This window comes from Henriciella algicola (genome assembly GCF_003576245.1).
Taxonomy (GTDB): Bacteria; Pseudomonadota; Alphaproteobacteria; order Caulobacterales; family Hyphomonadaceae; genus Henriciella; species Henriciella algicola.
This window is the reverse complement of sequence record NZ_QWGA01000007.1, coordinates 473,734-487,361: the sequence shown is the minus strand read 5'-3', so window position 1 is coordinate 487,361 and position 13,628 is coordinate 473,734. Positions and strand designations below refer to the sequence as shown.

The window sequence follows — 13,628 nt, the reverse complement described above, 5'->3', positions numbered from 1 at the left end:
GGCTCATGAAAGGTGAGACACCGGACGAACGGGCTGGCATTGCGCACAAGCTCTGCCGACGGATTGCGACTGACCCTCTGACAGACGCCGAACGCCGCCACGCAGAAGAGATTATTGGCATCCTCGCGCAGGACGCAGCAGAGCTCGTTCGCAAAACGCTGGCTGTGGCGCTGCGCAACTCGCCGCGCCTGCCGCGTGACGTGGCGCTGAAGCTTGCGCGCGACGTGGAGTCCGTCGCGCTGCCCGTGCTTCAGTATTCACCATCCCTGACCGACCAGGACCTCATTGAGCTTGTCCGCGCTGTTGAGGGCGCCAAGCAGATCGCCATTGCGTCACGAGAGCGCATCGACCCTGCACTTTGTGAGACGATTGCAGGCGAGGGCATTGCCGATGCCGTGGCCGCGCTGGCGCGCAATCGCGGCGCCAGCTGGACGAACAAGGCGTTTGATCGCTCCATTGACCGCTTCGCTGAAAATGAGGGCGTGAAGACCGCGCTGATCGCGCGTGAGCATATTCCGGTCCATGTCGCTGAAAAGCTGGTGTCGCTTGTTTCGGGGCAGGCCTTCGACATGCTGGTCAACCGGCATGAGCTGCCAGCGCAACTCGCTATCGATCTTGCTGCCGGGGCACGTGAACGCGCGACAGTGGACCTCGTCGAGCAGGCGGACCGTAGTCAGGATATGGGCTATTTCGTTCACCAGCTGGACCTCAATGGCCGCCTGACCAACTCGCTTATCATGCGCGCGCTGTGTCTCGGGCAGATGAAGTTTGTCGAACATGCCATGGCAGAGCTCGCCGGCGTCACGCATGGCAAGGCGTGGCTGATGATCCATGATGCGGGCCCGCGTGGCCTCGCGGCCATCTTCGACCGGGCCGGACTTCCGCGTAAGCTCCTGCCAGCCTTCAAGGCCGCCGTGAACGTTTTCCACGAAACCGAAGTAGATGGCGGCCCGAACGACAAGGCCCGCTTCCGGATGCGGATGATCGAACGCGTGCTGACGCAGTTCCAGGCCATCCCGAAGGGTGACCTCGACTATCTGCTCGAAAAGCTGGATTTCTATTCAGAGCAGGCACGCGCCATGGAAACGCCGCCGTCCGAAGAAGCAGCGCGCCGTTTCGGCTAGCCGTCGACCCGTGGGGCGCGGGCAAGCTCGATGCCCACAGAAGCGAGCTTCTCACCGTCGCGATAACGCGCATTCTCAGCGATGACCGCCATGCCGCAAGCGCTTGCCGCTTCGATGCGGTTGAGGAGATCGGCTTCGCTCCAGACTTTCAGTGCGTCGATGCGCACCGAATCCAGCAGGAGGCGCAGATGCGTGTCGAGCGGCGTGCACCATGAGCGCGTTGCATTGACGCCAACCCGGAAACCACGGCGGCGGAGCGCTTCGATGCTTTTGAGGATGTCGGATTTGGACTGGGACAGGGTCGCGTCGCCAACCTCGATGCAGATTTCCTGAGGGCAGATGCGGCTGCGGGCAGCGGCGGCTTCGCAGGCAATCGGTGTGTCCGGGTGCATCAGGGCCGCGATCGGCGCTTCGACAATGATCGGGCGGGCCGTTGCCTGCGGCGTCTCATTGGCGAGGCGTGCGACCGACTCAACCTGATGGGCGAGCCAAAGAGCCGGGCTGATGCGGTTCACGAAGAGGCTACCGGCGCCGAAAGAGACGCGATCATCAAAGGCAAATTGCATCTCGGCGACCTGATTGACGATGTCGCCCGTGAGGAGATGGATGACAGGGGACAGCCGCAGCTCGCCTTCGCCTGGAATAATTGATGGCTGAGCCGATGTGCGTGTCCGAACCTGTTGCATGCCGCATCCCTGTCTGTGAATGTATCGAGACAAGAACAATGACAGACGCTCGTTGAGATCACGCGGATTGGAACGAGTGGATTTGCAGCAAATTTGCTGGATCTGAGGGAGAATTCGTTATGACCGATGCCGCGCCAAGACTTTCCGCTACTGTTCTCCTGCTGCGCGATGCGCCGGACCTGCAGGTCCTCATGGTGAAGCGCCACTACCAGATCGACTTCGCCGCAGGGGCGCTGGTCTTTCCGGGTGGCAAGACGAATGACGAAGATGCCTCGGACGAATGGGAAGCCCTGAGCGATGGCAATTATGAAGGCAAGGCCCGGATCGCCCGGGTGGCTGCGCTTCGCGAAGCCTTTGAAGAATCAGGCATTATCCTTGCGCGCCCGGTGAGTGCGCGGGGCGAGGGTGCAGCGCTTGTTGGCGTCGATGTCGCTGACAAGCTTGCCCCGTTTCGCGAGGCAGTTGACCGGCGTGAGAAGAGCTTTGTTGAGCTGGTGAAAGAGCATGACCTCGTGCTTGCGCTTGATACGCTGGTTCACTTTGGCCACTGGATCACGCCGGACATGATGCCGAAGCGCTTCGATACGCACTTTTATCTGGCGCCGACACCGCCGCAGCAACTTGCGACCCATGATGGGCGTGAAACGACAGATGCTGTCTGGCTGTCTCCGCAGCTTGCTCTCGACATGGAAGCAGCGGGCGAGGCGACGATCATCTTCCCTACCAAGATGAACCTTGGAAAGCTCGCCGAAGCGCAAAGCGTGCCGACCGCCATCAGCCGCTTCCGGGAGGGCAAGGTCGTCACCGTGCTGCCCGTGGTCGGTAAGGACGAGAATGGCAAACCGTGCCTGCATATCCCGGCTGAAGCCGGTTATGTGCAGACGATTGAACCTCTTGAGAAAGTCGAGAATGTCGCCAAGCGCTGATTAGCGCTTGTAGGCGAGCGGGCGTTCGCTTTCATCAAGCTTGAGGTAGCGGTCGCGCAGCTTTGTCTGGCGGCTCTCGAGCGGCTGTTCGACGCCGTCGATAAATATGCGGACGGGTGCGCTCCTGACTTCCAGCGGGTCGCCGTCCCAGATGACGAGGTCACCAAGGCTGCCAGCCGTCAGTCGTCCTGCACCATCGATCCCGAAAATGTCGGCTGGCACCGACGTGATCGCCCGCAGGGCGTCCGTATGGTCGACGCCGCTGCCCACGGCATTGCCGGCGCTCTGCAGGATGAGGCGGGCCTGATGGCTGCTATTGTCGAAATAGGCGAAGGCGGTTGTCACACCGGCATCGAGAAGCCGTGCAGCGTTCTGCTGGGTCGCGCCGAGCTGGGCGAAACTGCCGGGCAGATTGTCATATGGGTCGATTATGACCGGGATATCTGCGTCAGCGAGCGCGTCTGCGGCCATCCAGCCTTCCTGCGCGCCGATAATCCCGATCTGCAGGTTGGACATGGCCTTCTTCAGCGCGATGACCTCGCGAATGTCGCTTTCACGGCTAACCGCAATGAGAAGCAACTGATCGCCGCGGGCAGCCCGCGTGAACGCTTCGGCGTCCATCCTGCCGAGTGCGTCGCCTTCGCTATGCGCAAGATACCGCGTCGGGAAGGCTCTCGCGTCACCGAAAGCGGCGCGAAGTGTCGCCCAGGCTGCAGGTCGTGACCCGCCCGAAATGCTGGCCCCGCCTTCACCGAGATTGATGAAGGTGAAAGCACGTCGCTCAATGATTGAACCGGGCTCTCCGGTCGTCGTTGCGATAAATCCCTGCCCCCCGAAAAGGGAAGAGCCGAGGCTTGGCGCGACAGCCATCCGTGTGACGCCTTCAATCCGGGTAATATCGATGCTTGTTGCGCGCGGATTGAAACCATCGCTCAAATCAAGAGCAGCGCCAAAGCTCGACTGGCCTGCGGAGGTATCATTCGTTGAGTCCTCAGCGCCAACTTCCACAATTCCGACTTGCGAGAAGGCGGAGAAAATACCCGGCGTGATCCAGGCGCCTTCAGCGTCGATGATTTCGAGACCTGAAGGGAGGCGGTCGTCATCCGCCCAAGCCACGACCGTCCCATCGCGGATGACAAGGGTCGCATCCTCGCGAACAGTCTCACCGTCAAACAGGGTGGCATTCTGGATGGCGAGGTTCTGTGCAAGCGCGCTGGCACAAATGAGCGAGGTGGACGCGGCAATTGCTACAAATTTGAAGATCATTTCAGGTCTCCTTCGCCAGGCTGGCCAAGCTCGAAATCTGTGACGGGGGTAAAGTCTGGCTGCTCAAGATCAAACATGAGCGCGCCGTCGATATAGACGCGTTCCGCGTTTGAGTAGGAGCTGAACGGGTCGCCATTCCAGAGAACAACGTCAGCGTCCTTGCCGATCTCCAGCGAGCCTGTCTGATCGAAAATACCAAGGGACTTTGCCGGATTTGCCGACAGCCATGTCCATGCATCGGCGTCGGAAATCTCGATTCCGGCGCGCCGCCCGTCGGCAAGCGCCTTGGCGGCCTCCTGGTTGAGGCGCTGGATGCCGATATCGCTATCAGAGTGAACGATCGCGCAGGCACCAGCCTGGTGGACGAGCGGGATATTTTCGCGGATGCCGTCATAGGCTTCCATCTTGAAGCCCCACCAGTCGGCCCACATGGAAGAACAGATTTTCTTCTCAGCCAGCACGTCAGCGATCTTGTAGCTTTCGACAGCGTGGTGGAATGAGGTGACCTTGTAGCCAAACTCTTCGGACATATCGATCACCTGCGCCATCTCATCGGCGCGGTAGCAATGCATGTGGACTAGGATGTCGCCATCGAGAACGCCTGCCAGCGTGTCCAGCTCGAGGTTGCGGGTCGGCATGTCGCCGCCATCTGCTTCCCACGCGTCCCACTTTTCCTGATAAGCGCGCGCTTCGATCCATGAATTGCGGTAACCTGCGACATTGCCCATGCGTGAATACGGGGCGCCGCCCGGGAAGCGTCCACCGCCATAGCCGTAAACGCGTTTCGGGTTCTCGCCGCATGCCATCTTCAATGTGTAAGGCGCGTCCGGAAACTTCATGCCCTGGACGGTGCGCGACAGGACGTTCTTCAGTGTCACGCCGCGCCCACCGAAGAGGTTGGCCGAACCCGGCAGGATCTGCATCGATGTGACGCCGCCTGCCAGCGCACGGGTAAAGCCCGGATCCTGTGGCCAGACCCCATGCTCGGCCCAGACCTCTGCGGTGACGGGGCCTGAAATCTCATTGCCGTCCTGATGGGCGCTAACGCCGGGCGAGGGGTAGACGCCAAGGTGGGAGTGATTGTCGATGATGCCGGGCGTGACGAATTTGCCGGCCGCGTCGATCACCTCGACATCATCGCCCGCATCAAGGTCTTCGCCCATGCCGGCGATATTTCCGCCTTCCAGAAGGACGTCATAATTCTCGAAGACATTGCCAACGCCATCGTACACGGTCGCGTTCTGAAGAAGCACAGCGCCTGAGGGGTAGGGCGTATAGGTTGATGGATAAGGGTCGCGGTCGAAAGCCTCGGCCTGTTCGCCGTTGGTCTCGTTTTCGGTGTCCTGTCCGCCACCGCCGCACGCGGTGAGGAAGGTCGCAGCAGACAGCGCCACTGCCAGACGCATCGCAATTTTCATATCAGCCCCTCAGCCGGAAATCCGTATTCAGAGGGTATTGTGACCCGTTTGCCGGTTCTTTCAATGGCGCTCGGAGCTTTGGACGCGAATTTCCAACGGCAGATCCGCGGGCGACGCGTCTTAAAGCGTGCGAACAGCGCCCGGGCTATCGAGGTCCAGTACAAAGGCCGGATCACGAGGTTCTGGCGTCGTCTCGCCGCGTTCAAACTTCTTGAAAACGCGGGCGAGTGCCGCCTTGCCGAAAGTTGCGGGCGCCATGCCCTTTGGGCGACCGGGCCGGGCGCCGAACGAGCGGCGCAGTCGTCCATTGGCGTAAAGTGCGTTTGCGCGGAACAGCGCGGGCCATGTCATGAATTCGCAAGAGAGTGAGACATTCATCATGTCGCCATTCTGGACACGGTGCGGCGCATTCTGAGGCCACGAGATGCCCTTGCCAGGCTTCAGTTCGACTGGCTGAACATGAGCGTCAAATGCGCTTTCAAAGAAAAGGCTTTCATCGCCTTCGCCGAGCGCGATCGCCTCGAGGCGCTCGGTCGGCGCGAACTGCTCGGCCTCCGGATAGAGGTAGAGCGTCTTGGTGCCGCGAACCTGCAGCAGGGCGACCAGCGGAATATCGAGATGGTAGTGAACGTGAATGCCCGGCGATGAGATAAGGACGCTCATATCGCGCTTTATGATGCGCTGGCCCATCCGCGATTGCAGGCTGTCGAAAATATGGTCCGCCGTCTCTGCATAATGGGGCACGAGTTCATTCGTGGCGCGCAGATTAAGCCAGATACGGCCCTTCTTCACGGCTTCGAGAATTTCTTCGCCGCTCAAATCGTTGGCGGTGCCGAAAATTGGTCTCTCATCGCCTTCGGCGTGCTCACCAAAGGTCCAGATGCCGAGCCGCTCGCGCGGATAGGCGTCGAGCAGGGCCGCAAGCGAAGCGTCGCAGAAGAGCGGCGACTGGTGGAGACTATGTTCAGCGTCGAGAAGGTTTGAATCCAGCTTGTCGTGCCGGACATACTGCCAGTGAATGCTCATTTACCTGCGCCCAGACCAAGGTCACCAATCGCTCCGGTCTATACCGGAGGGTCGTGAAGAAACCCTTGTCTGGCCCGCAAGATTTACGCCAGTCGCGTGGCGGAAGCGTCAGATATCAAGTTCAGACGCGAACTGGGCATTGTCCTGGATGAACTTGAAGCGGTGCTCGGCCTTGCGCCCCATCAGCGTGTCGATGAGCTCTGCAGGCTTCATTTCCGTGAGTTCGTCCATCGAGTCCGGCAGGGTGATCCGCGCCAACGTGCGCGATTTCGGGTCCATCGTGGTCTCTTTGAGCTGAGAGGCATTCATCTCACCAAGACCCTTAAAGCGGCCGATCTCGACTTTCTCGCTGTTCTTGAATTCTGACGCGATCAGCTCGGCCTTCTGCGCGTCATCCATCGCATAGACAGACTTGCCCTTATGGCTGAGGCGGTAGAGCGGCGGCATCGCCATATAGAGTCGGCCGCTTTCGATGAGGCCCGGCGTCATCTGGTAGAAAAAGGTGATGAGCAGAGAGGCGATGTGTGCGCCGTCCACGTCAGCGTCGGTCATGATGATGACGCGCTCATAGCGAAGATCATCGAGATTGAAGCGCGTCTTAAGGCCCGTGCCGAGCGCCAGCATCAGGTCGGAAAGTTCCTGGTTCTTTTCCAGCTTGTCGACTGAAGCCGAGGCGACGTTCAGGATCTTGCCACGCAGGGGCAGGATCGCCTGCATCTTGCGGTCCCGGGCCGTCTTCGCCGTGCCGCCAGCAGAGTCGCCTTCGACGATGAAAAGCTCGGTATCGCCTGAATTTGCAGAGCAATCTGCAAGCTTGCCCGGAAGGCGCAGGCGGCGGGTGGCGGACTTGCGCGCGACTTCCTTGTCCTTGCGGCGCTTGGCGCGCTCATCCGCGCGTTCCATCGCCCAGTTGAGAAGCTTGTCAGCTTCCTTCGGGCTGGCGGCAAGCCAGTGGTCGAAGCGGTCGCGGACGGCGTTCTCGACAAGGCGGAAGGCGGCCGTGGTTGACAGCTTGTCCTTGGTCTGGCCGACGAATTCAGGACCGCGAATGAAGACAGACAGCAGAATGCCAGCATAGGACATGATGTCGTCTGCGGTGATTGCGGTCGCCTTCTTCTGGCCCGTCAGCTCACCATAGTTACGCAGGCCCTTTGTGATGGCAGAGCGAAGGCCTGCTTCATGGGTGCCGCCATCCGGTGTCGGGATGGTGTTACAGTAGGAGCGCGAGAAGCCGTCGGCTTCGCCAAAACCAGCGGCCGTCCAGGCGATGGCCCACTCGACCTTGCCTTCATCGGTTTCAACGAGGCCCGAGAAGGCTTCATTGGTAATGGTCGCCTTGCCCTTGAAGACCTCTTCCAGCTGGTCAGCGAGACCATTCGGATAGGTGAGGGTGGCTTCGGCCGGGATCTTTGAATCTTCTGGCAGAAGCGACGGGTCGCAGGACCAACGCACTTCGACGCCGCGATAGAGATAGGCCTTGGAGCGCGCCATCTGGAACAGGCGGGATGGGCGGAAGCGCAGCTTGTCGCCGAAGATTTCGACGTCTGGCCTGAACCGGACGCTGGTGCCGCGGCGGTTGGGCGCTGCGCCCTTCAGCTCGACCGGCGACATGACCTGTCCGCGCTCAAACACCTGGACGTACAGTTTGCGGTCGCGGGCGACCTCAACGTCGACCCGCTCCGAAAGCGCGTTCACGACCGAAATACCGACACCGTGCAGGCCGCCTGCAGTCGCATAGGCCTTGTCTGAGAATTTGCCGCCCGCGTGGAGCGTACACATGATGACTTCCAGCGCCGACTTGTCCGGGAATTTCGGGTGCGGGTCGATCGGGATGCCGCGGCCATTGTCGGTGACTGTCAGGAAGCCGTCAGCATCGAGGCGCACCTCGATCCGGCTCGCATGGCCAGCGACCGCCTCGTCCATCGAGTTATCGAGGACCTCGGCAAAGAGGTGGTGGTAGGCGCGCTCGTCCGTGCCGCCGATATACATGCCGGGACGTTTGCGGACGGGTTCGAGCCCTTCAAGGACTTCGATATCCTTGGCCGAATAGCCGGATGTGTCTGCTGGAACGTCGTCGAACAGTTGTGCTTGATTGGAGCCTGTCATGACCACCTCGTCTAGACCGAATCAGACAGATCATACGAGCGCGAACCTCAGCTCTCCTAGTCCCGCACAGCGATTAGCTGTTGAAGGATTGCCGATCAGCGGCCGAGAAGCTCATTGGCGCGCGCGAAGACGGCTTCAAACATCTCCGTCGTCAACCGTCCGGTATTCGTGTTGTAGCGCGAGCAGTGATAGCTCGACAGAAGGATGCGATTGTCGGGCAGGCGGTACTCACTGCCATGTCCGAAGGGGTGATCCTTCACTTTGAGATCGAAGGCGCGCAGCGTCGAGTCGTGCGAGATCTTCCCTAGGCAGAGCAATACCTGCGCCTTTGGCAAGGCATCGATACGCGCAGTGAGGTATTCGCGGCAATTATTGACTTCGCTGCCAACCGGCTTGTTCTTCGGCGGGACGCAGCGCACCGCATTGGTGATCATCGCATCCTTCAGGACTAGCCCGTCATCCGGCCGGGCCTGATACTCGCCTTCGCTGAAGCCGAACTTGGCGAAGGTTGCGTAAAGTAGGTCACCTGCCCAGTCGCCAGTGAAGGGACGGCCGGTCTTGTTCGCTCCGGTGACGCCCGGGGCAAGCCCGATGACCAGGAGCCGCGCATTCTCGTCGCCGAAAGAGGGGACAGGTGCATTGAACCAGCCTGGATGGTTCAGCCGGTTCTGCGACCGGTAGGTCACAAGCCGGGGACAGAGTTCGCAATTGGGCGGCGCTTCGGGCGGGACGGTCGTTTTATCAGTCATCGTCATCATCTGCATAAGCCACGGCCCGGTCAGGCGTTCCATTTCGTGGACGTCCAATCAGGTCTGAAAGGTCTTCAAGGTCGATAAAGACATCGGCTTCGCGTCGAAGCTCATCGCCGATCGTCTGGGGCTGTGTCTTGGCCGAAGAGACGACCGTGACGCGGCAGCCTTGCGCCTTCACTATTTCGACGAGCCTGCGGAAGTCGCTGTCGCCTGCAAAGAGAACGATATGGTCGACCGTGCTGGCGGCGCTCATCATGTCGACGGCAATCTCGACATTCATGTTGCCGCGTACGCGCCGGCGCCCTTCCCGGTCAGTAAACTCGCGCGCGGCCTTATGGATGACGTTGTAGCCATTGTAGCTCAGCCAGTCGACGAGTGGCCGGACCGGGCTGTAATCTTCGCCCTCAACAATGGTCGTGTAGTAATTGGCGCGAAGCAGCCTGCCGCGATTTCTGAATTCTGCCAGCAGTTTGCGGAAGTCGATTTCGATCTCAAGCGATCGGGCCGTTGTGTAGAGGCTTGCGCCATCGATGAACAACATCAGTCGTTCGTCTTTATAAAATGCCATTTTTAATCCAGAATTCAAAGTCGTAACGAAATATCCGCAAGGCTAGCGCCGGACTGCAGCCACCGCAAGTGACGGGTTGTATCGGTGTGCTGCAACGCATATAAAGAGCGGCTATCAGGAGATTTCCCATATGGCACGAGTTACTGTCGAAGACTGCATCGAGCAGGTCCCGAACCGTTTTGACCTGATCCTTCTGGCTGCGCAGCGCGCACGCATGATCCGCGAAGGTTCGCCGATCACTGTCGAGCGCGACAATGACAAGGACCCTGTCATCTCGCTGAGAGAGATTGCTGACCGCTCCGTCAGCCTCGACGTCGTTCGCGAAGGCCTGATCGCCAACCTGCAGGAAGTGCGTCCTGGCGAGGAAGAAGAGCGCGAAGCAGATCGCGCAGCGCTCCAGACTGCACCTGCAGCCACCGAAGAAGACGTGATGCGCGCCTACCAGGCCGAACTGGAGTCGGGTCGCGACGACCGTTTCTGATAGTCCCATGAGCAGTGCGGCCGCCAGCAACATTGATCGGTCGCCCCCAAATATGGAGCGGCGCGATGCTGGTGCGCGCGCCGCTATTCCAACCCGCGAAGACCTGATTGACGCGGTCCGGGCCTACTATCCTGAAGTAGACTCCAGACGCCTCGGCGAGGCGTATGATTTCGCCAAGGAAAAGCACGGCGAGCAGCTGCGCAAATCCGGCGACCCTTACTATTCCCACCCTGTGCAGGTCGCGATGCTGATTGCCGGCATCCAGCTGGACCAGTGCACGATTATGGCCGGTCTTCTTCACGACACGGTTGAGGACTGCGACGTCTCGCTGGATGAAATCGAGACCCGATTTGGCAATGATGTCGCTGAACTGGTCGACGGCGTCACCAAGCTCGGCAAGCTCGATTACAAGTCCGAACAATCCAAGCAGGCTGAGAACTTCCAGAAGTTCATCCTCGCGACAGTCAACGACATCCGCGTCCTTCTGGTGAAGCTGGCTGACCGGCTACACAATATGCGCACGCTCCACTTCATCCCGAAGGAAGAGTCGCGTCGGCGCATTGCCGGTGAAACGCTTGAAATCTATGCACCGCTTGCGCGCCGGGTTGGTCTCTACCAGGTCGCCTCAGAGCTTGAGGATCTCGGCTTCCATCACGTCAATCCCGAAGCACGCGCGAGCATCGTTGCCAAGCTTGAAGAGCTGATGTCGGAAAATGCCGACGATCTTGAGCGCATCCGCTTTGCTATCAAGCAGGTCGTCGCAGAGCAGGGGCTGACAGCCCGTGTGAAGGGGCGCCGCAAGCAGCCCTATTCGATCTGGCGCAAGCTGGAACGCAAGTCGATTTCATTCCGCGATGTGGCCGACATCTTCGGTTTCCGCGTCATCGTGCGTGAGACTGGTGAGTGCTACCAGCTGCTTGGCGCCTTCCACACAGTCTGGGCATGTCTGCCCGACCGCTTCAAGGATTTTATCTCCGTTCCAAAACCGAACGGCTATGCTTCGCTTCACACGACAGTACGCGCCTCTGGCAACCGGCTTGTCGAGCTGCAGATCCGGACTGAGGAAATGGACCGTACGGCAGAGCACGGCGTCGCCGCGCACTGGACGTACAAGAATAGCGAATACGGTTTTGATATTGAATCGTCCAAGGCGGCCGGCCTCGACCCGAGCATGAACCTTCGTGCCTTCGGCGAACTTCTCGCCGATGGGGCAGAGCCGGATGAGTTTCTCGAGCATGCCAAGCTGGAAATGTACCGCGAGCATGTGTTTGTCTTCACGCCTAAGGGCCGGCTGATCATCCTGCCCAAAGGCGCGATGCCGCTCGACTTTGCCTATGCTGTCCATACCGCCGTCGGCGACACATGTGATGGCGTCAGGGTCAATGGCGTGGACCGTACGCTTCGTACACCGCTGAAGAATGGTGATGTCGTTGAGATTCTACGTCGGCCAGACTCCCGCCCGACTGTTGGCTGGGAAGCGCTGACCGTAACGGGCCGCGCGCGATCGGCCATCCGCCGGCTTATCAGGGGCCGTGAGCAGATCGAGTTTGTTCGTCTTGGGCGCGCCCTGATGGACCGGGATCTGCGGCGGGCAGGCATAGAGCCGCTCGAAATCGACATGGTGCGTGTGGCCAGGCGCGCGGACTTTGAGACGGCCGAAGACCTCGCCGAAGCCGTCGGGCGTGGACGCTACGAAACCGCAGACTTCATTCGTGCGGCGTTCCCGGGACATGAGCCTGCGCAAGCGAATGCGCATGATCGCACGCTGATCGACGACCAGCATGCCAGCCAGATGATTGCAGGCGAAGACCTGACCCCGGGTGTCACCCTCCATCTGGGTGAGTGCTGCCACCCGATCCCCGGGGACCGCATCATTGGTCTGCGGGAGCCAGAAAAGGGCCTCGTCATCCATACGATCTTCTGTCGTCAGGTTGCCGCGTTCGAAGACCGTCCTGACCTCTGGGTGGACCTTCGCTGGAACGAGCTTGCCAAGCAGGGCGTCGTGGCCGTCGGCCGGATCAGCGTGCAGGCAGTGAACAAACCAGGTGTCATGGCGCTCCAGTGTTCGGCCGTGGCGCAGGCAGGCGGCAACATCACCCGCGTTGAGACGGGCGAACGCGCCGCTGATTTTCTTCAGCTTATCTTCGATATCGAGGTTGAGGACTTGCGCCATCTCGAGCACATAAGAGCCGCATTGCGGGCGCTCGCCGTCGTGGAGAGCGTTGAGCGGATCGAGGAGACGACCAATTGACCAATGACGATGTGCTGGACTGTTTTCGCGAAGCTGGTGCATTGCTCGAAGGTCATTTCATTCTGTCGTCTGGGCGCCGCAGCCCTGTCTTCCTTCAGAAAGCTCTCGTCTTCTCGCAGCCTGAACTGGCAGAGCGGCTCTGCAAGGCGCTCGCGAAGAAAGTCACCGACACGTTCGGCAAGATCGACGTCGTTGCCGGGCCTGCTGTCGGTGGCATCATTCCTGGCTACGAACTCGCGCGCCAGCTTGGCTGCCGCTCCATCTTTGCCGAACGCGTCGATGGTGAACTTCAGTTCCGCCGCGGCTTCTCAATCGCTGAGGGCGAGAAGATCCTGATCGCCGAGGATATCGTGACGACCGGGCTGTCTTTCCGCGAAACTGTCGTGGCGCTTGGCAAGCTGCCTGGTGAAGTCGTGGGCGGGTCTTGCGTGATCGACCGGTCGAATGGCCGCGCCGATGTTGGCTGCAAACTCGTCTCGCTCGCGCAGGTCGACTTTCCGGACTATGATCCGGACGATCTGCCGGACGAGCTCAAGGCGCTCCCGCCGGTCAAACCCGGCAGCCGGGGCCTTGCCTGAAGGAGCATCCGCTCATGATCATCGGTATGGGCAATGACCTCTGCAATATCGAGCGGATCGAGAAGTCGATCGAACGCTTCGGAGAGAGGTTCAAGCAGCGTTGTTTCACTGAAACGGAGATCGCGCTGGCAGAGCGCCGGCGCCGCTCGGCTGAAACCTATGCCAAGCGTTTTGCGGCCAAGGAAGCCTGCGCAAAGGCGCTCGGTACAGGCGTTCCCCGGCGCGGTGTGCACTGGAAGCATATGGGCGTTGTGAACCTGCCGACCGGAAAGCCGACCATGGCCTTGACGGGCGGGGCGGCCAAGCGTCTGGCGGAGATGATGCCTGAAGGGCACGAGGCGGTGATTCACCTCACCATCACAGATGACCATCCATGGGCTTCGGCAGTTGTCATTATCGAGGCGCTGCCTGTAGAAGCGCGGTTATGAAACCAGGCCGTCCAAAAC

Annotated in this window: 13 protein-coding genes; 6 read left to right on the top strand and 7 right to left on the bottom strand. The window is 60.3% G+C overall.

What is annotated here, in order from left to right; translation table 11 throughout:
- The first annotated feature begins 5 nt into the window (after nt 1–5).
- Nucleotides 6–1,124 carry a DUF2336 domain-containing protein gene (locus D1222_RS12065; protein ID WP_233348726.1) on the top strand — a complete coding sequence of 373 codons (1,119 nt, stop codon included), beginning with the start codon at nt 6–8 and terminating at the stop codon, nt 1,122–1,124.
- Here the strand turns inward: D1222_RS12065 and D1222_RS12060 are convergent.
- On the bottom strand, nt 1,121–1,810 hold the full coding sequence (locus D1222_RS12060) for an EAL domain-containing protein (RefSeq protein WP_119454501.1): 690 nt from the start codon (nt 1,808–1,810) through the stop codon (nt 1,121–1,123). The two genes, D1222_RS12065 and D1222_RS12060, sit on opposite strands and share 4 nt — an antisense overlap.
- A 119-nt stretch (nt 1,811–1,929) precedes the next feature.
- Between D1222_RS12060 and D1222_RS12055 the strand changes: the two genes are divergently transcribed.
- Nucleotides 1,930–2,736 carry an NUDIX hydrolase gene (locus D1222_RS12055; RefSeq protein ID WP_119454500.1) on the top strand — a complete coding sequence of 269 codons (807 nt, stop codon included), beginning with the start codon at nt 1,930–1,932 and terminating at the stop codon, nt 2,734–2,736.
- Here D1222_RS12055 and D1222_RS12050 read toward each other — a convergent pair whose 3' ends face one another.
- From D1222_RS12050 to D1222_RS12025, 6 genes are all read right to left on the bottom strand, one after another.
- Nucleotides 2,737–4,002 (bottom strand): amidohydrolase family protein, encoded by a 1,266-nt coding sequence (locus tag D1222_RS12050; protein WP_119454499.1) that lies wholly within the window; start codon nt 4,000–4,002, stop codon nt 2,737–2,739.
- Nucleotides 3,999–5,420, bottom strand: coding sequence for an amidohydrolase (locus tag D1222_RS12045; RefSeq protein WP_119454498.1), 1,422 nt, complete (start codon nt 5,418–5,420; stop codon nt 3,999–4,001). Before D1222_RS12045 ends, D1222_RS12050 begins: the two co-directional genes overlap by 4 nt.
- 120 nt (nt 5,421–5,540) lie before the next feature.
- Nucleotides 5,541–6,446 (bottom strand): hypothetical protein, encoded by a 906-nt coding sequence (locus D1222_RS12040; RefSeq protein ID WP_119454497.1) that lies wholly within the window; start codon nt 6,444–6,446, stop codon nt 5,541–5,543.
- A gap of 108 nt (nt 6,447–6,554) precedes the next feature.
- Nucleotides 6,555–8,552 carry a DNA topoisomerase IV subunit B gene (gene parE / locus D1222_RS12035; RefSeq protein WP_119454496.1) on the bottom strand — a complete coding sequence of 666 codons (1,998 nt, stop codon included), beginning with the start codon at nt 8,550–8,552 and terminating at the stop codon, nt 6,555–6,557.
- A 95-nt stretch (nt 8,553–8,647) separates the two neighbouring features.
- Complete coding sequence (locus D1222_RS12030) at nt 8,648–9,307, bottom strand: uracil-DNA glycosylase (protein WP_119454652.1); 660 nt, start codon at nt 9,305–9,307, stop codon at nt 8,648–8,650.
- Entirely contained in the window at nt 9,294–9,872 is a 579-nt protein-coding gene (locus D1222_RS12025; RefSeq protein WP_119454495.1) for a LabA-like NYN domain-containing protein, read from the bottom strand. Before D1222_RS12025 ends, D1222_RS12030 begins: the two co-directional genes overlap by 14 nt.
- Nucleotides 9,873–10,002: 130 nt before the next feature.
- Between D1222_RS12025 and rpoZ the strand changes: the two genes are divergently transcribed.
- From rpoZ to acpS, 4 genes are read left to right on the top strand one after another with little or no spacing between them, the layout of a single operon-like run.
- Nucleotides 10,003–10,353: a DNA-directed RNA polymerase subunit omega gene (rpoZ, locus tag D1222_RS12020; protein WP_119454494.1), complete on the top strand. Its 351-nt coding sequence runs from the start codon at nt 10,003–10,005 to the stop codon at nt 10,351–10,353.
- A gap of 7 nt (nt 10,354–10,360) precedes the next feature.
- Nucleotides 10,361–12,604: a RelA/SpoT family protein gene (locus tag D1222_RS12015; RefSeq protein WP_233348724.1), complete on the top strand. Its 2,244-nt coding sequence runs from the start codon at nt 10,361–10,363 to the stop codon at nt 12,602–12,604.
- The gene (gene pyrE, locus D1222_RS12010; RefSeq protein ID WP_119454492.1) at nt 12,601–13,182 is read left to right on the top strand and encodes an orotate phosphoribosyltransferase; all 582 of its coding nucleotides are present in this window, start codon (nt 12,601–12,603) and stop codon (nt 13,180–13,182) included. Before D1222_RS12015 ends, pyrE begins: the two co-directional genes overlap by 4 nt.
- 14 nt (nt 13,183–13,196) lie before the next feature.
- Nucleotides 13,197–13,610 carry a holo-ACP synthase gene (gene acpS, locus D1222_RS12005; protein ID WP_119454491.1) on the top strand — a complete coding sequence of 138 codons (414 nt, stop codon included), beginning with the start codon at nt 13,197–13,199 and terminating at the stop codon, nt 13,608–13,610.
- Nucleotides 13,611–13,628 lie beyond the last annotated feature (18 nt).